19 protein-coding genes are annotated in these 17688 nt (G+C 46.1%); 13 read left to right on the top strand and 6 right to left on the bottom strand.

What is annotated here, in order from left to right; genetic code table 11:
• Positions 1 to 6: 6 nt before the first annotated feature.
• Positions 7 to 165 carry a hypothetical protein gene (locus tag FB479_RS31030; RefSeq protein WP_232030241.1) on the top strand — a complete coding sequence of 53 codons (159 nt, stop codon included), beginning with the start codon at positions 7 to 9 and terminating at the stop codon, positions 163 to 165.
• Between the two features lie 285 nt (positions 166 to 450).
• Here the strand turns inward: FB479_RS31030 and FB479_RS22345 are convergent, their stop codons facing one another.
• Positions 451 to 1098, bottom strand: a complete 648-nt coding sequence (locus FB479_RS22345; RefSeq protein ID WP_106657124.1) for a hypothetical protein — start codon at positions 1096 to 1098, stop codon at positions 451 to 453.
• A gap of 201 nt (positions 1099 to 1299) precedes the next feature.
• A complete protein-coding gene (locus tag FB479_RS22340) occupies positions 1300 to 2616 on the bottom strand; it encodes an MBL fold metallo-hydrolase (RefSeq protein WP_106657125.1) in 1317 nt (438 codons plus the stop codon).
• Between the two features lie 176 nt (positions 2617 to 2792).
• Here FB479_RS22340 and FB479_RS22335 point away from each other — a divergent pair, with 176 nt between their 5' ends.
• Entirely contained in the window at positions 2793 to 3989 is a 1197-nt protein-coding gene (locus FB479_RS22335; RefSeq protein WP_142066759.1) for a hypothetical protein, read from the top strand.
• Between the two features lie 98 nt (positions 3990 to 4087).
• Here the strand turns inward: FB479_RS22335 and FB479_RS22330 are convergent, their stop codons facing one another.
• Positions 4088 to 4525, bottom strand: coding sequence for a hypothetical protein (locus FB479_RS22330; protein ID WP_142066758.1), 438 nt, complete (start codon positions 4523 to 4525; stop codon positions 4088 to 4090).
• A gap of 192 nt (positions 4526 to 4717) precedes the next feature.
• Positions 4718 to 5380 (bottom strand): NAD(P)H-dependent oxidoreductase, encoded by a 663-nt coding sequence (locus FB479_RS22325; protein ID WP_142066757.1) that lies wholly within the window; start codon positions 5378 to 5380, stop codon positions 4718 to 4720.
• A 236-nt stretch (positions 5381 to 5616) separates the two neighbouring features.
• Here FB479_RS22325 and FB479_RS22320 point away from each other — a divergent pair, with 236 nt between their 5' ends.
• The 7 genes from FB479_RS22320 (at position 5617) to FB479_RS22290 (ending at position 11279) form a co-directional block, all read left to right on the top strand.
• Positions 5617 to 5997, top strand: coding sequence for a winged helix-turn-helix transcriptional regulator (locus FB479_RS22320; RefSeq protein ID WP_106657129.1), 381 nt, complete (start codon positions 5617 to 5619; stop codon positions 5995 to 5997).
• A gap of 110 nt (positions 5998 to 6107) precedes the next feature.
• Positions 6108 to 7634, top strand: coding sequence for a YcdB/YcdC domain-containing protein (locus FB479_RS22315; RefSeq protein WP_142066756.1), 1527 nt, complete (start codon positions 6108 to 6110; stop codon positions 7632 to 7634).
• Positions 7635 to 7718: 84 nt separating this feature from the next.
• Complete coding sequence (locus tag FB479_RS22310; RefSeq protein ID WP_106657131.1) at positions 7719 to 8267, top strand: RNA polymerase sigma factor; 549 nt, start codon at positions 7719 to 7721, stop codon at positions 8265 to 8267.
• Positions 8254 to 9942, top strand: a complete 1689-nt coding sequence (locus tag FB479_RS22305) for a YcdB/YcdC domain-containing protein (RefSeq protein ID WP_142066755.1) — start codon at positions 8254 to 8256, stop codon at positions 9940 to 9942. The genes FB479_RS22310 and FB479_RS22305 overlap by 14 nt, the downstream gene beginning before the upstream one ends.
• Positions 9943 to 10074: 132 nt before the next feature.
• Positions 10075 to 10551 carry a DUF1579 family protein gene (locus FB479_RS22300; RefSeq protein ID WP_142066754.1) on the top strand — a complete coding sequence of 159 codons (477 nt, stop codon included), beginning with the start codon at positions 10075 to 10077 and terminating at the stop codon, positions 10549 to 10551.
• Between the two features lie 138 nt (positions 10552 to 10689).
• Complete coding sequence (locus FB479_RS22295) at positions 10690 to 10992, top strand: DUF2089 family protein (protein ID WP_048034874.1); 303 nt, start codon at positions 10690 to 10692, stop codon at positions 10990 to 10992.
• Positions 10989 to 11279 (top strand): hypothetical protein, encoded by a 291-nt coding sequence (locus FB479_RS22290; RefSeq protein ID WP_142066753.1) that lies wholly within the window; start codon positions 10989 to 10991, stop codon positions 11277 to 11279. Before FB479_RS22295 ends, FB479_RS22290 begins: the two co-directional genes overlap by 4 nt.
• Positions 11280 to 11779: 500 nt before the next feature.
• Here the strand turns inward: FB479_RS22290 and FB479_RS22285 are convergent, their stop codons facing one another.
• Positions 11780 to 12613 (bottom strand): leucine-rich repeat domain-containing protein, encoded by an 834-nt coding sequence (locus FB479_RS22285; RefSeq protein ID WP_142066752.1) that lies wholly within the window; start codon positions 12611 to 12613, stop codon positions 11780 to 11782.
• A gap of 171 nt (positions 12614 to 12784) precedes the next feature.
• Positions 12785 to 13873 carry a suppressor of fused domain protein gene (locus tag FB479_RS22280; protein ID WP_142066751.1) on the bottom strand — a complete coding sequence of 363 codons (1089 nt, stop codon included), beginning with the start codon at positions 13871 to 13873 and terminating at the stop codon, positions 12785 to 12787.
• Positions 13874 to 14018: 145 nt separating this feature from the next.
• On the opposite strand from FB479_RS22280, the gene FB479_RS22275 reads away from it, so the two are divergent.
• From FB479_RS22275 to FB479_RS22255, 4 genes are all read left to right on the top strand, one after another.
• Positions 14019 to 15197, top strand: a complete 1179-nt coding sequence (locus FB479_RS22275; RefSeq protein WP_142066750.1) for a DUF4272 domain-containing protein — start codon at positions 14019 to 14021, stop codon at positions 15195 to 15197.
• Positions 15178 to 15906 (top strand): alpha/beta fold hydrolase, encoded by a 729-nt coding sequence (locus tag FB479_RS22270; protein WP_142066749.1) that lies wholly within the window; start codon positions 15178 to 15180, stop codon positions 15904 to 15906. Before FB479_RS22275 ends, FB479_RS22270 begins: the two co-directional genes overlap by 20 nt.
• Positions 15903 to 16748 (top strand): DUF2785 domain-containing protein, encoded by an 846-nt coding sequence (locus FB479_RS22265; RefSeq protein WP_142066748.1) that lies wholly within the window; start codon positions 15903 to 15905, stop codon positions 16746 to 16748. The genes FB479_RS22270 and FB479_RS22265 overlap by 4 nt, the downstream gene beginning before the upstream one ends.
• A gap of 345 nt (positions 16749 to 17093) precedes the next feature.
• The gene (locus FB479_RS22255) at positions 17094 to 17666 is read left to right on the top strand and encodes a TetR/AcrR family transcriptional regulator (protein ID WP_142066747.1); all 573 of its coding nucleotides are present in this window, start codon (positions 17094 to 17096) and stop codon (positions 17664 to 17666) included.
• The last annotated feature ends 22 nt before the right edge of the window (positions 17667 to 17688 follow it).

Below are 17688 nucleotides of genomic sequence, written 5' to 3'. Positions count from 1 at the left end.
CATGTGGTGAAAAAAGAAGCATATATTTTGTTTAGACTAGGAAAATGGGTGAGACCATTATGGAGCGAATCGGAACGCAGCATTCGCGTGATCGCCAAGCAGGACGAGGATCGTTGGCATCTGATCGCCAATTTCAAGGGACAAGGCTACACGGTTTCCGAATAATTGGCTGCCCCCATAGTGGCTGCCCAAATGGATAGCTTATTGATTAGGTGGCAAACAGGTAGGGTATGGTCGAACATGGATACATGATAGCGGAAAAGCGTTTCAAGCAGAGGTGTATAGGTGGGACGCGCAAAGAAAGGCAGAGATGCATGCTCAAGCCCAATCCGTACCCTTCTCGGGAGGCTTTGCTTCGTTGGAAGAAAGAGTTGGATGCAGAAAAAGAAAAAGCTAAAAAAAAGCACCCATGGGAGGGTGCTTTTACTCTATAAAGGGAAGGTTGTTTCCTTATTGCACTTTATAAGACATCAAAATTTCTTGCGCGAGCGGCTTCCACTCTTCCATTTGTGCCTCGGTGCAATTGAAAGTGGTCATCAGCATTTTGCCGTCGAGCTCTGTAAAGAAAATGAGGTTGTAAATTTTCGTATCAGCAGCAGGAGTCAGCAGTTCGAACACACCAACGTTTTTCCCGTTGATTTGGATTACTTCATCGCGATACCAGGTTGCATCTTGGTACATGTTGGAGAACGCTTGTTTCATCGGGTCCTTCATGTCTTTGATGATGCTGTCCTGAGCAGGTGTTTCCGTATGACTAAACGCGATGTTAATGGAACCTTTTTCATCGGTATAAATCAAGGAAGGACGATTTTCCGTTGGGTATTTTACTTTCGCCATTTCTTCAGACATGACAGTAAAGCCCTTTGGAATCAAGATTTCCACTTTGTCGTTCAGAACCTTTTTCGCTTCCAGCTTGTCGTTTGTGGTTGCAGTTGGCGCTGGTGCAGCCGAATCTGTTTTTGGAGCTTCAGTTGTTTTAGCAGCTTCTGTGGTTTGTGCTGCATTTTGCTCAGCTGGCTTTGTCTCAGCTGGCTTGTTCGAACAAGCGGAGACAGCCAACATGGAGAGCAACAAAGCTACGGATACTAGTTTTTTCATCTGAATTGATCCACCTTTTTATACATAATTGGAAATGTACGGAATTTCCTTTCCGATTCTATCATGCTGTGTATAATAATGGGAATAGATGAGGTTAATTGAGAATATTCGAATAATAGTCCTCCTCTCTTACATGCTCATAGGTATTAGGACTAAATACACCCAATCATCTGATGGAAAAATGGGTGTATTTTCCTATTTTCATATATTGTGTGTCGTCATATAGCGGTTGCGAATCTTCTCTCCCACATAATTTACCGCAAAACGGACAAACGCCCAGTTCCATCCCATATAAATACCAAAATTGTTCAGCTGTGCGACATGCCCGAGCATGACAAAGCGCTTGAAACGGGCATTCCGACCTTTCGGAGCTTGCAGTCTTCCATTGATGCGCAGCGTACTCCATCCCCACAAATGGGTGAAGCAATAATGCAGGGCTTCAGATGACAGCTCCACATCACAATCGAGTGGATCGCATGGGGATTCGATCAACCCATCGGCTAGGGAAAAGCAAAAAGTCTTTTGATAGTCTGACAAATAAAAGGTAACGGGCCGAACGATAGAGAGAAACAGCGAATGATTATTTTTCCGTATCTGTTCCTTGAAGTCCAAGCCAGCCTGGAAGAGCCTGTCCGGTTCGATTTTGACCGAAGGAAGAAGAGTAGGAGAGGAAGCCATCTTCTCATAGTCTCGTGCGTAGAGGGCGAGCGCCTTCTCGGGATCATGAGCTTCATATGGCGTCCACGTATCGCCGGGATACAAAATAATTGGGATGGCATCCGTTTCTTCCTGCAGGAGGCGGTACACTCTATCTACTTTATTGATTGCATCATTCATGTAATAGTTTTCGTCGTGACAAAACCAGGCGAAGCTGGCGAAGGGAATCACGTAGAGAGGCTGAAGGACTTCCACCTGTTTTCTCACCCGGGCGAGCTTTTCCATGGCTCTTTTTTTGCGGAGTAGGAAGTCTTCCTTGTTCCCTGCCCAGCCCGCATACGAGAATTGCGTCCATAATAGATCGATGTCACCGACACGGTTAAGGATATCCTTCGCTTCTTGGGTGGTGCTGACCTCGCAATCGTTCAGATTCAGGATCGTCATGTCAGGTGTCTTGATGCACAGCCAGGAATCGCCGACCGGAAATGGCCGACACAAGACAGAAACATCGTCGGATAAGGAGTACCATTTGTCCGGGGAGAGCTCAATGACTTGCTGAAAGCCAAAGGCACGGCACCATTCGATCACTTTTTTATCGGCTGACTGCTGGTAGAGGATCGTGATTCGTCTGCGATACTCCTCGGGTATGGTTCGAAGACTCTGTGGATGAAAATGATCCGGATGCTCATGAGAAAACCATATATGCGTAATCTCGGCAAAATCCTCAGGGGTGAAGCGGGTCTTGGCTAACAAGCCCCAGCCGTTATCAAAGGCAGTTCCCGTTAGCCAAGGATCGGTCATTAATTTGATGGAATCATGTTCCCATAGAAACGAAGCGTGGTTGACCATTTGAAATTTCATGTGAGTTGTTCTCCCTATGTATACTAGCGATTTGCTAAAAGGGATGATCCTGCCGGGGAGAAAAACGTGACAGGAATTTGAAAAAAATATTTTTTCAGGGATTTGTGTCACAAGCTGTGCATGACGAGGATCGTAACAAGTGAACAGCAATCAACGAGTCGAAAGGATGAAACGACATGAAAAAGCAAGCACTTGTTACCGTCAGCATGGCAGCACTCCTTCTCTCAGCGGTATCCCCATTCGGGATCGCACAGGCACAAACCAACATGGTAGTCGCCGCGGATAAAGCCCAAGCGATTACTTTTGATCAGCTGGTCAAAGAAATGGACAAAAAACAACCCGTTTCCATGTACATCGAATCGACGCACACATCAAAATCGAAGCAGGGCACCGGGATCCAAAAGGCAAAAACATGGGATAACACGATCAAAGGAGAATGGAGAGAGGAAATCTCAGACGGGAAAAGGGTTCAGCATGCCGTAGGGAAGGCAGGCCAGGTGGCAGCGTATCAAGAAGGTGGCAGAGGATTTGTTCACTCCGCAACGATTGGCACATACGATAACGAAATCAACAAGACGAAGCGAGAGCTACAGCGCTTGAAAGTGGCGTTGCCAGATTCGAAGGTGGCGATCACCGTGAAGGAAGCACAACTGTTGAATCGAGCCGTGTATCACGTCGTCAAAAAAGAAGAGGCGAAAATCGATGGCAAGCCTCACCATTACCAGGATGACCTGTGGATTGACAGAGAAACGGGGCTGCTGCTCAAGCGCACCTTCACCCACAATCAAGCACAAGCATTTTCGTACACCGTAGACAAGGTGGATTTCCAACCCATTTTTGAAGAGAAAACATTCGAAGTGAGCATTCCAGCGGGTGTAGAGCAGAGCAAGTTTTCCCCTGAGGTAGAAAAGGTAGTAGCCCAGGTGACGAAGCTCTTCCCAGACACTGCACAGTTTTCCGATTATGATGATTACGGCATCGAAGGTAACTGGCAACTCCTGAAAATGTTTGAAGCACAAAAACGGGTTTACAGTCCGACACCTCGAGCAGAAGCTTTCGTTATCATGGATACCCGTACAAACGAATTGAGTAAAGTAATGATCCAAAATCCAGAGTGGGTGTCGAAAAAGCTCCCTGCCGAAAAGGTGGCAAAAGAGAAAGCAGCCGCTTTCTTGAAACAGCTGGTGGGCGATCAAGCAAGCCAGTATAAAGTAGAGGCAAAGGTCGAGCGGGGCGGTGGCGGTGCCATTTTTGAAGACTATGATTATGGCTTTGTGACAGCAGATGTGACATTCCGACCAGCCAACGGCAAGGGGATCACCATTTCTGTGGATGAATCCGGTCGTATTGTAGGCTTTCAGTACGGGGAATAAGGTTTAGTATCAACCTGACAGCTGTCGTTTTGTGCGATGGCTGTTTTTATGTTTCATATAAAACAAAGTCGCCATTGCTGGCGACTTTGTCATTTTTATTAGTTTGGCAACACGTAAGTATATACGGAATAGTTGAAGTTGTTGTTGTCCAAATCATAAGATACGCCTTCAACTCTGATGTTGTATTCTCTTCCAGCTACTAAATCAACATCGAAATAGTCCTTTGTCCGAGTTGTTGCGTACTTGTAGTTACTGTTTAACACTAGCGTGAATTCTTGCGAATTAGCTTTGGAGTAAGCGATTTGAAAACGGACTTTTTGATTTACTGTAGGAGTAAACTTGAAGTAATCTTGCGAGTCTCCGTTATTTCTATCCAGTTTCCCGTTGATTTGATTTCCATCAGCTACATGAAAGATGTTTGCGTCGTCTCTTCTGTTGTTAGGTTCATTATCAGGGTATACGGCAGCAAAAGCGGATGCAGATGTACTTAATACGAGTGTTAGGGCAAGTAGACCGGTAGTAGCAAACTTTTTCATGTAAATACCTCCTGAGTATGTAAAATTTGGGACAAATACAACATATCAATTATTTGGATAATTGTAAATATATGCTAACTACGTTCACTAATCTTTCACATTTAGTGATTAGGAAGACTCACTGAAATTTATATAAAACGACAAAAAGCATTCGGAATACGAATGCTTTTTACGTGGACCCAATTGTTGGTTTTACCCAATAAAACGAATAATCTCTTCTTTCGCTTGTCTGGTTTTCGCACGGGGCTCATTTTTCCGGTAGCCAAAAGCCACCATGCAAGCGACGCCGAAGCGTTCTCTGTCGAGGAGCCCCTCCGCCGCAAGGATATCCTCAACTTTTTCTTTTGCAAAGCCTTCAATGGGGCAGGAATCAATGCCGATCATGGCAGCAGACGTCATCATATTGCCAAGCGCGATATAGGTCTGTCTGGATGCCCATTCGAACATGACTCGCTCGTCGTCAAACAGGGCGAAGTCGTTTTTCAGGAAGTGATCGTAAGCAGCGCCTTTTTGCTGTACAACGTTTTCCGGCAAGTCCTGCGTGTCTTTCATCATATGTTGGATATATTCAGAATCAGCTGCCATATCTTGTTTCGTCCGCGCCAGTACGATGACGAAATGGCTTGCGGTCGGCAGTTGTTTTTGTGCACCCCATGTGACGGGTAACAGCTTCTCTCTAAGAGTCGGATCTTGCAGCACAAGGAAGTTCCATGGCTCAAAGCCAAAGGAGCTGGGCGACAGGCGAGCTGTCTCCATAATAAAGTCAAAGTCTTCCATCGTAATTTTTTTAGCTGCATCAAACTCTTTGCAGGCATGTCTGAATTGATAAGCTTCTATGATTTGATCTTTATGCATAATGCCATCCTACTTTCGAATAAGTTTATGAAACCGTTGATAGAAAATGGGCGATTTCCGATGAGGGTCTCTCCCTTTAGGGGTGAAGAGCGACGTCGACTTGGCCTACCCGAACTTGCTTTTCCATGAGCTCCCTCCTTTAAAATTGTTTTACAAAATAGAGCATACCGAATACACTAAAGAAAAGTAAGTACGCACTTTTTCGGTTAATACTTACGAAAAGGGAAGTGAGTGGGATGAAGAAGAAACCAGCGATGAGGTACCTATTAAATGGCAAGGAATATCCATGCCCGATCGAGCTTGCCGTCTCGGTTTTTGCGGGACGATGGAAGGTATCAATCATTTGTCAGCTGTTCAAAGGGAAAAAAAGGTACGGAGAGTTAAAGAAAAATATAATCGGTGTGAATCATAAAATGCTGGCAGAACAATTGCGGGAGTTGGAGGAAGCAGGAATCGTCAAGCGTGAAGTGTATCCTGTCGTTCCGCCAAAAGTAGAATACGAGTTAACCGAGCTAGGGCAAGGCTTGGGACCTGTCATTGAGTATTTGCGAGAATGGGGAGAACATTTTCAAACAGAGGAACCAGAAGAGTCTCTATCTACTGCTCACGGGTCCTGAAAACCGCCACCTGAATGGGTGGTTTTTTTATTTTGTAACCTCCCTGTGGTTTTTCCGACTATTACATAGGACAAAAAAACAAACACAAAATTCCTCGGGAGGGAACAACTGTGAAGCATACAAAGAAATTGGCAGGTACTTTTTTGATGGCAAGCCTGTTGGCGACAACTCCGCTATGGCTGCAACACCAAACGATGACCGTACAAGCTGCGACCAATCAGGGGCAGGAAGTGAAGCTCTCACCAGCAGCAGAAAAAACACTCCAGACGCTATACGCCATCCAGCCTGAATTAAAAAGCATGGACAAAAAGATGAACGGACCGAAAAACGGCGTGTACGAGCTGCGCTTTGACAAAGGAATTGCCCCAGGCAAGATGGAGCTGTATGCCATGGTGGGCTTGAATGCAACGACAGGAGCTTTGCATAGCTACGAAAACGAACAGGAAATGCAGAAGCAAAACAATCAGCCATCGGAAGCGATTGCCAAACAAAAATCAGCGGCATTTTTGCAAAAGCTCTTGGGCGATGATTTCAAAAAGTACAAAGCCACTCAGACAACAAAGGGCGAATGGGATGCTGTTACCTATACGCGTCACGAACATGGAGTACCTGTTTTCACTGATCGCTATGTCGTTGGCGTCAACAGTTCGAGTGTCATGTACGTGAACACGTTTGAAGGCGCCCCGCTCCGAGCAGCCTCCTCCTTGTTTGCCAAGCCAGGAAAGGTAATGTCCAAAGACGAAGTGACGGGGAAAGTCGCTTCGCTCATGGAGCTCACGTATTCCGCGCATAAAAAGGAGACAGGAAAGCCTGCCTTGAAATATTCGCTGGAGTCGACCGGATATGTGAATGCCGTCACAGGAGCCGAAATCGAGAGTGCCTCCTCTCATAAAAGCCGCTACTCTGACGCCATAGCGGTCAAGCCAGGCGGCAAAAAGTTCACAGTCAGCAATGCGGATGAAGCTGCGAAGGTACTGACAGAAGAGTTCCAAATCAAGATGGATGGAATCGCGTTAGAGACAGATACGCATACCCCAGCGGATATGAAAGGGGAAGGGGAAACGATTTACAAGTCCAAGGGAAGAGACGGCAGGGTCACGGTCTATACGAACAACAACGAAGTGACCGGCTTCCAAGTCCGAGGAAAAGTCGAGATGGCCAGTGCTACCCAGCATGGCAACAAACCAGCAAATGCCCAGCTTTCGTATGAGCAAGCCAAGGAAAAAGCGGTTCAGTTTTTGCAGCCTTACCTCGACTCCAGTGTAAATGAGCTGAAGATTGATCAGACCAAGATCATGATGCCTTCTGCAACGGCATACAGCTTCAGCTTCTATGCTCTCCATGACGGTGTAGTCGTGACAGATCAGCATTACCTCGTCAACGTAGACGGACAGTCCGGGGAAATCGTGAATTTTATGGACTATTTTACGAAGCCTACTGCTCCGTTCCCGGACAAAAAGACAGCCATTTCCAAAGAAGCTGCCGCTAAACAGTTTTTGAAAGACCGTCCTGCTGTGCTGGGGTACATGTTCCCTGTTCAGGACAACAAGGTGCAAGCAAAGCCGACTCTGGTTTATTCCATCGACACAGTCTCTTCCTTCTTGCTTGATGCGGTAACAGGAAAGTCATTCAAATAATCGTATTCGATCCCGCTTCCCATCATGAGGGGCGGGATTCCATCATGTAGACATGCCCTGTCGCGAGAAGAGGAGGAAGAAGCCTTGGATGCTCGAGAAGATCGAGGTCAGCAAGACATATCAGGGATATACAGGATGTATTCCAAAGAAGTCTATCAGTATCTCTATCATTTTATCGGAAGTCGGGAAGCAGCAGAGGATTTGACCCAAGAGGTGTTTGTGCGCGTCATTAAATCCCTGCACAGGTTTGAGGAGCGCTCGAGTATGCGCACCTGGATTTTGAATATTGCCAAGCATGTCGCGATCGACGAATACAGAAAGAAACGTCTACAGACGATTTTTGCCGGGACATTATTGAAGCTGTTGCCCAGTTCAGAGGGGTTGCCGGAAAAAGAACTGCAGGATAAAGAAGAACGCACTCATTTTGAAAATGCGCTGCTGCAATTGAAGCCGAAATACCGAAATGTCATCGTGTTGCGGGGAATCAGAGAGTATACAGTCAAGGAAACAGCAGAAATTCTCGGATGCACAGAGGCGAAGGTCAAGGTAGACTTTCACCGCGCGATGAAGATGGTAAAAGAAACGGCGTTACACATCTATGAAAAGGGGGATGGTGTGCATGAAATTTCCTAGCGATGAAGAAGTGTTACAGGAATTTCGAAACAGACCGGATGCAGTCCCCCGCAGCGAGTTTTTGCACACATTGGAAAGAAAGCTTGTCGAGGTTGATCAAATCTATCGAAGCAGAAGCAAAACTCGACGCACGACAATTCGATTGGGATTAACCGCAGCGGTGGTTCTCGCGGTCTTTTTGCTGGCGCCGATTTTTACCCGGCTGATTACCAATCCGGAATCCATCATGACGACCCACCAAGAAATTCCGCTCGTGTTGAAAGGTCAGCAGCTGAAGCTGGCGGAAGTATCCCCTGCCGCGAAGCAAACCTTGGAAAAGCTGTTCAATCTCGTTCCGGAACTAAAGACGATGGAACCCAAAGTCATCGGAAAAGAAGATGGGGTCTACGAGATTGTCTTCTATCAAAGGGAACAAGGAATGGAACAGCGGTATGCATCTGTCGAGATGATGGCAGCCATGGGGAAAATTAGCCGCTACGAAAATGAGAAAGAGATGAATGAGGAAGCTCCTTTGTCTACAGAAGCACAAGCGAAGCAAATGTCTGCTGCCTTTTTACAAGCGCTGTTGGGAGACGAATTCAAGCAGTACCAAGCGAGTCAGACCAGCGGTGATGATTGGGATGCGGTGACCTATACGCGCTATGCAAATGGGCTGCCCGTTTTCTCGGACCGATACGTCGTTGGCGTCAACCTTAATGGTGTCACATATGTCAATACGTTCGAAGCTGCACCACTGCAAATATCCTATGAGTCGTTTGCCGAACCGGACTCCGTATTGTCCGAAGAAGAGCTCTCAGAGAAAGTGGCGTCGTTCATGGAGCTTACCTATTTTGCGGGTTCGAGAAATACGGGGAAGCCGTCATTGACATATTCTCTTCAGACGACTGGATATGTGAATGCAGTGACAGGAGAAGAGGTATCGGGGGAATCGTCGCATAAAAGCCGGTACTCAGATCCAATCCCGGTAACGCCTGGAGGCAAGAAGGTCACTGTGCAAAAGGAGGAAGAAGTGGTGAAGGCTGTGGCGGAACAGTTTCCGGTGAATCTGGACGGATTTATCCTCACTGGTGGCAATAAGACGATGAAGGGCGAGCAGATGACGACCTACAAGGCCAAGGAAGGGCGAGGCAGAGTTACCGTCTACTCAAACAACGGGGTCATCACAGGATTCCAGGTGCGCCGCGATACAGAGATGGCCAGCTCCACACAGCATCAGAACAATCCAGTAAACGCTCAGCTTAGCTATGAGGAGGCCAAGGAAAAAGCCGTTCAGTTTTTGCAGCCTTATCTGGACAGCAGTGTGAAGGAACTGAAAATCGACGAGACCCAGATTTCGATGCCTTCTGCAACGGCATACAGCTTCACCTTTTACGCTCTTCATAATGGCGTGATCGTTGCTGACCAGTATTACCTCGTCAATGTGGATGGGCAAAACGGGGAGATTGTCAATTTCATGGACTACTTCACGAGTCCGACTGAACCTTTTCCGGAATTGGATACAGTCATATCGAGGGAAGAAGCAGCCAAGCGATTTTTGCAGAGCCATCCAGCAAAATTGGGGTATGTGCTTCCGGTAGTAGGAGGGAAGCTGCAACAAAAGCCGCTACTGGTTTATACATTGGACACGATTTCTGGTTTTAGGCTGGATACCATAACAGGAAAGGCATTCAAGTAAACACATACGTTCTCCCGCTTCCCATCATGAGGGGCGGGATTTTTGTTGGTAAATAGCAATCGATAAGAAGCATGCATTCCCTGAATCCCCTAGAATAAACAGTAATTCACTGTCCGATAAGGAGGAATTCGAATGACGAATGAACATGTCAATCATACTTCACAAGAGGTGCTCAAGCCTGATCCGGCTCTTTCTCATCTGAACGTTTTTGTAGGGAAATGGATGACAGAAGGACTGATTACGGAAAGTCCGTCAGGGCCAGCCGTGAAGTTGAAAGCAATAGATACATACGAATGGCTGCCTGGGGGATTTTTCCTTATTCACCATGTAGATGGTTTGATGGGGGATAAAGAAGTCAAAACCATTGAGATCATCGGCTATGATGCGTCTAATCAGGTGTACTTCACGCACGCTTATGACAATCATGGAAGTATGGCTTCCTACTATGCGAATCTTTTGGGCAGAGATTGGAAGATAACAGGGAATACCGAACGTTTTTCCGGTAAGTTTAGTGCTGATGGCAACACACTCATTGGCACTTGGGAGTTGTTGGGCAATGATGAGAATTGGGCACATTGGATGGATATTCGATTAACGAAGGTGGAGTAAAAAAGTGGAGGAGCAGTGAGGGAGCATCAGGTGAGGATGCTCTTTTTTTGTTGGTTTCTTTTAATTTTATTCAAAAATACTTGAATAAAATTAAAGTTTATCTTAATATAATTAAAGGACAGGAGGTTGAGGCGAATCATGGAGCGCGACGAAATTCCATCTTGGGTGCTAGCTTTAGACAAGGAAACCCTCGAATTTATCAGGAAGTTTATCATCAGTTCGGGCTCTCTCAAGGGTATGGCAGATGAGTATGGTGTATCGTACCCAACAGTGAGGGCCAAGCTCGACCGAATCATTAAAAAGATCGAATTACATAGCAAGGAAGCGGAAGTGGAATTCGTGCAAATGATCAAAAACCTGGTCATTGACGAACGGATGAGTTTGGAGGTAGCCAAGCTCATTATTGAAAAATACAAACAAGAAAGAGATGAGAACAGATGAGTATGGGGATGATTCAATTTTTGGCTGGGCTCGGCATTGTGGGCATACAAAATTTACTCGGCAGGCTGAATCACGCTTATTGGGGGGCTATTCTCCCAGGCTTCTTTTTTGCGTACCTGATCTACGGGTATGTCACAGGTTTATTTAAAGAAGGCAGTGAACTGACGTTGATCTTGGTAGCAATTGGTGGGATTGCGATTCTATCATTGGCTTGGTCGGAAGGCCGAAGAGCGATGAAGGCGAAAAGGAAGAAAGAGATGGAGAGAATGGAGCTGCTTGATTTGTAAGTAGGTCTAAGGCCTGCAGCAGAGGAGGACTGTCGACTGCAGGCAAGGAAGGTTTATAACTTTATGAAAAAATAGTCAACCTGACGCCCTCTTTTTTGAGGGCTTTTCTGTTTTATCTATCGCCTTGCATACTACTTAGTTTCCATTCGTTATTTTCCTCTGTGAAGCCTAATTCTAGTGTTCCTGAGTAAGTCTCATCGTTTATCCATACTTCATAATCTGTAATAAATCGTCCATCTTTATGCTCGAAACATTTCTCTTGTCTGTAGATCAATGACATCTCGTAATTTAAAAGAGGCTTCAAGTTCTTTGTTTTTGTTTTTCAATTGAGTGATTTCCGCTTGTAACCTTTCTATCTCCGCCTGATTCGTTTGTAAGGTTTTCTCGTTTGAACAGGCTACCATTATGGATAAGGATAAACATAATTGGAAATATGCTGATTTTCATCCACGACCTCCAGGCTTGTTTGCTACAGTCATATTTATACGAGAGTCTTACTTTCAATCATTAATTTCATAACCATTTTCAGCGACTTTGATTTCTTTTTTCAGTAGTTTTAAATCACGTATGCTTTTTCGATCGACTAATAGAATCGCAAGTTCATCAAGGTTGATCAGTGGATGTATAGAAGTTACTTTAGTCCCTCTAATATCTAAGTAGTTAAGTTTAGGTGTATACTGTACAGCTGCTATATCTGTGATGGGTGCATTCATAATTTGTAAACGTACCAAATTCGGTAGTTCTTTTACAAAATTGATTGAAGGAATAGGATTATTTGATACATCTAAGAAAGTAAGATTAGGTAGTTGAATGAATGACAAATCGTTTATTTTATTATTCCTAATAGATAATTGTGTAACAGATTTACTGTTTTCAAGTATTCTCAAACTTGATAAATCCCCCTCATCCAGTGAGAGGCTAATTAGTTTACTATTATTTAAAGCAGGTAGCTGATCTTCCCGAAAACCAGTGATTGAAAGATATTCAAGTTCATTTAAATCCTTTAGAAAAAGATAGTCTTTAGCATTTATTTTATTCAAAGATAGATTTTTTAGTTTTTTCATTTTAGATAGAACAGATAAATCAATTTTTTCATCTTTTTGTTCCAGAGGAAAACTATCTGTATCTAAAGTTAGTTCTTCGATATTTAAAAAATCCTCGACTTTGATATCCTGAACTGGTTTATTTATTGATTTAGACAAGGACTCTAATAGAACTGGGGAGAGCTTTTCCATTTGATAGTGCTCTTGCGTGAATTCATTTAAATTCTTTTCGTTAGCTTCGCACCCGCTTATTACACCTAAAATGATCAACAGAGTAATCCATTTTTTCAAGATTCATCCCCCACTTTTTAGAACGGTTATTATTATGATAGGACGCGGAATTCCATAAAATGGTTTCTGTTTGAGGAGCACAAAGCAATGAAATAAAAAAACAGTGTAAATACGTGAAGCAGCCCATAGCTACTGGGCTGCTTCACACACTCGATCTAACTAGGAGCACATTTATTTCATAAATTTTGTTTCTCCATTAAAAATCCAATCCGCACCATCTCCCGAGGAACGTTGAAGCAATTGCTCAGACCCATGCATTTCTGCATACTGCTGTTCCTCCGCGGTAATCGGAATCATCCATAACAGATTCACAGGATCGCCCGCCATGAGCGGAAGTGGAATGGTCGGTGCATCCTCAGGTTTTGCGAGCAGCATGGAGGAGAAGCGGCTGTTGATCTGACTGATTTCCTGGCACGGAATGGTGTGACCTTGTGCGAGGAACGTCATATACGACCACGGCAGAGAGGTTTGGCCGCTGATGTAGGCCAGCAATTGCTGTTCGTTTTGGGCGAGCCATTTGGTGTCGCAGGCAAAGGCCAGCTCGAATCGGCGTAATTGCTCCGGCTCTTCTGTATACTGCTCGACTTTTGGCTGACGCAAAATGGATACGCCGAGGGTCATCGCATAGGTAACGTCGCCTTTTTCGATGGTCACCAATGCTTTCGGGGGCCAGTGTCCGCCGTCGATGCCGTAATACTGTTTAATTGGGCCGAGAGTCGAGGTAATTGCATCCATGAACTGGTGCTGGATGTCAGGCCAAGGGTTGCCATCCCAGCTCGCCCAAAAATGCTGGGCAGCTTCGATGCGGGCAAACATGGCGTTCGTCTCTGGTGTTCCCAGCGGAAAGCACAGATGAGATTCTCCGGTGCAATCTCGGGCATAAGAAGGATAGTGCGAGCCGTCCGGGGAAGGGCCAGCCCAGCCGGGAATCACACACAGTACCTCATCCTCATACAGGAGTGCCGCCGCATCGCCTTCCTCTAGCCATACGATCGAGAGCTGTTCCGGGTCTAGCCTGTCTGCTCCATCCGGATGAGCGCAGCAATCGCGTGGAAGCATGGGAGCTTGACCATCCTCCATGGCAGCGAAATCGATCGAGTCCGGTGCAGGTCCGTAATTTCTTACCCAACAAGAACGAATGCTAGCATGCTCCTCACCGGGATAATCCCACAAATAAAAAAAGACGCCGTTCTCATCTTCTTCGACAAAAGCTTGAATCGGACAAATCGGAGAGAACTCCTCTAATAGGATGTTTTTCATAGGTTTCACCTTCAATCATCGTGATAGATTCGCCGATAACTATAAAGATTTGTGCTTGATTAAACAGGGTTAGAATACCATAATTGACTATTGATTACAAAATTCAGCACTGTGAAAATTTTTCCCCAGCTAAGGAGGTTGCCAGATGAACCAATGCACCATCTATGTCTCCATCCAACAATGCGAAAAAGTAGTCGCTGCGATTGTCGAGGCTTTTCGTGATCTATTGGTAGAGGTATCTGAAGATGAGCGGTCAGTGACCGTGACAGATAAAAAGTGGTTTAGCAAGAGCAAGATCACCTTCAATCTTATGCGCGAGGACGATGACCAAGAAGCGTTTCTCCAGATGAAAAAAGGGATGTACGGCTACTTCGCACAGATCGAAACGGCCCATGAGAAGGTCCAGCAAAAGCTGCTGTACCAAATTACAGCGCTCAATGTGGCGGTAGGAATCGTGGCGAGCAAGGAAATCGACGAGAGGACGTTTGCGTCTATTATAGCGATTGCCGAAGAAGTGCACGGGATCGTCTTTCTCCCTACCGGAGATATGCTCGATAAACAAGGAAGGCTGATTCTCAATACGGCAGGGGAATCGGAAGTGGACGATTTTCTGGTGACGGTCAGCGTAGACCTGATCGATGGACATATTCAGCCCTCCCAGTCAGGAGAAGCGCGCAAGGAGCAGAGCATCAAGCTATTGCAGGAGCAAGGCATTCCGTACATCCCGCATCTTCCTGTCATCGTAGGGGATGAGGACGCTGTCATCAGGAGCAAGGATGAAGTGGTTCAGCGAGCGATTGCCCTGTGCTTGATTGCGGTATATGCCGGAGGGATCGCTGAAAACGGACAAATCAAGGAAGAGCGGGAGTTTATCGAGGGAATTATTGAGCAGTTTGGCGCTGCTGAATTCTTTACGGAAAAAGAGAGAGACTTCTTGAATGATCCACAGCCAGACCGAACCGATATGATTCAGATGGTATGGATGTACGAATGCTACTGGGTGCTGCTGTGGGCGCTCGGCTATGTGGAAGAACTCCATTTCCCAGATGAGATTTGTGATGTAAACACTGCGATTGACGCTCTCAGAAGCGCGGGTGACTATGACACCTTCTACAGCAATGCGGTTGTGAGAAGCAAACAAGAGATTCTCGACCAAGCAGATTTAATCTACCGCTATGACTGGGCATGCGTGGATGCGCGCATCAACAATCGTGTGGTTGCAGGCGGTTTGAATGACGAAGTCGTTGTGGAAAGACACAGAGCATTGAATTGGCTGGTTCGTTACATGGAGGATGACTGGGATCATGTCTCGACGGATACATAGGCTGTATTCGCGAAAAAGTGGGACACCTAGTGTGATCTTCTTAGCAGGAATGGGCGATAGCGGTGAGACATGGAAGATCGTTCAAGACCGAATCTCGCAAGAAGCGTCTACCTTATCCTATGATCGGGCGGGGATTGGCAGGAGTCCAGCGGCAGCGGTCATACCGCGGACTTGTCGTGATCTGGTTGAGGAGCTGTATGACTTGCTGCAGGAGGTTGAGGTGGAGACGCCTTGTATTTTGGTCGGACATTCTTTTGGCGGTTTGGTCGCTAGACTCTTTGCTAGTCTATATCCACAGCTTGTTTCGGGGATGGTATTGGTTGACGCTGCTCCCGAGTATAAGGAGCTCGCTTATGAAAAGGTTTTGCCTGATCACCTGATCGCAGCCAATCGAGAATATTACGAGAATCCGATGCGAAACAGCGAGAAGATTGATAAGATACGGAGCTATCAAGAGATCGTGGACTCTTTTCAGCAAAGCGACATACCTGTCTCGATTATCACGAGAGGCCTGCCGGACGTGTGGGATGAGGAATGGCCGAACGAAGAAATCTTAGCAATCGAACAACGTCTGCAAGCCGATTTCACTAGGCTTTCAACGTCAAGCAAGCAAAGAATGGCTACTCGCAGCGGGCATTATATTCATCACGATGAACCGGAAATGGTGATCGAGGAAATTTTGATTATGTTGAGGGGAATGAACACGTGAATAATACAAGAACCAAGCTCATGCTGGATCTGCAAAGATTGGAGCAAGAACAATACCAGTTACGTGAAGGGGAACAGCTGCAAGATTTCGTCGGACTATTGCTGCAATACATTGGGGACCCTGACCCGGAGCTGCGTGATAATCTCATTTACCCGGCATTTTATTACTGGATTCTTGATGAGAAACATCTGACGGAGGCGCAATTGCGCAGCCCCCTGAGAGAACTGACTGACGAACAGCATTTGTTCTATCAGATCGGTAACGATGGTGACCAATCGGTATTTACGAGGACCTTCTCTTCATTGCCGATCGCATTGATTGTGCGCCGTCACAGACAGAAGCCATTTTTGGAGCTCGCCGATTTCCAGCACGTGAAAGATGCCATGCTCCGCTATTTTCAAGAGGAAAAGGATTTGCGCGGCTATTTGTCCGAGGGAGGCTGGGCTCACAGTACAGCTCACGGTGCAGACGTATTCGTAGAGCTGGTGCAGTGCCCAGAAAGTGATGAAGCCGTACAGCGCGACGTTCTTCATGCGATCCAGGGTGTGCTGCATAACGGGAAGCACATTTTCAATGAGGAAGAGGACGAACGACTCGCGAGCATCGTGGATACCATGATAGAGAAAAACTTGCTCCCAGAGCAGGAGCTCTCTGACTGGATCAATGATTTAGCAAGCTGTGCAGAACTACCGAAAAGCCGTACTCAAGTTATTGCTCGTGTGAACAGCAAGAACTTTTTACGCTGTCTTTATTTCAGAAGAGGCAGAGATAGCCAAGAAAATGAGCTGACGGCTACTATGCTTGCTGCCGTAACAAAATGTAACAGGTTTGCGATCAATTAATGGGTGAAGGTTGATGCCGTGACAGACGGCATCAACCTTTTCTTTTTTATACGAAGTTTTAAACGGTAGCGATGAACCAACAAAGCTGGTAAGAAGAAAAAGCGCAGGGCTCGTAGACCTTGACAACGCCTACCCAGTCGGAACTTCAAAAAGGGGACCAGCTTGTCGAACACTTCTTCCTCGAGAACCTTCCGCCCGTAGGGTGGCTTTGGCTCGACGGTCCCCTTTTTGAAGTGGAGACGGACAGTAAATCCCCCCGCTGGCGTGTCAGAGTCGAAGAGAACTGCGCTTTTTCTTCTCCTCCACTGATTGACAATCACCAAGTAGTACTATATAGTCCTAATTATGGAACGAACCTCAAACCGTGACCATGTCATCGTCACTGCATCCCATTTGTTTTTGCAAAAAGGACTCATGAATACCAGCATGGATGACGTCGTAGCCCATAGCAAAGTCTCCAAATCCAACATTTACTACCATTTCAAAAGCAAGGAGGAGCTCGTCGTAGCTGTGCTCAGCTACAGAATGAATGTGCTAAGAGGAGCACTGGAAGCCATCCTGCAACGAACAGACCTGTCTGTTTCCGCACGGGTGGGGCTGATTTTTACCACCATCGCAGAGGAACTGGAGGGGCGCTCCTGCGTAGGAGGCTGTCCGATCCTTTCCTTACTGTCAGCACAAATACCAGAAGTCAAAGCGCGAATCAACGAGTTCCTGATCGAATGGCAGAACCTAGCGGAAAAGCTGCTCGTGGAGGGAATCGCCCGTGGAGAATTCAAGGAAAATATCTCGATTCCGCAAACGGCAGTCTTGCTCGTGACCATTATGGAAGGAGCGATGCTCATGGCTGAATCGCAGGGGCATACACAGGTACTCGTAAACACTGGTCAGACACTTCTACACTTGATTCAAGTGTAGGATTTTTTTGAAGTGAATTAGT

Source organism: Brevibacillus sp. AG162 (genome assembly GCF_006715575.1).
Classification (GTDB): Bacteria; Bacillota; Bacilli; order Brevibacillales; family Brevibacillaceae; genus Brevibacillus; species Brevibacillus brevis.
Note: the sequence above shows the minus strand (reverse complement) of the source record. Positions and strands in the feature narration are given on the sequence as shown.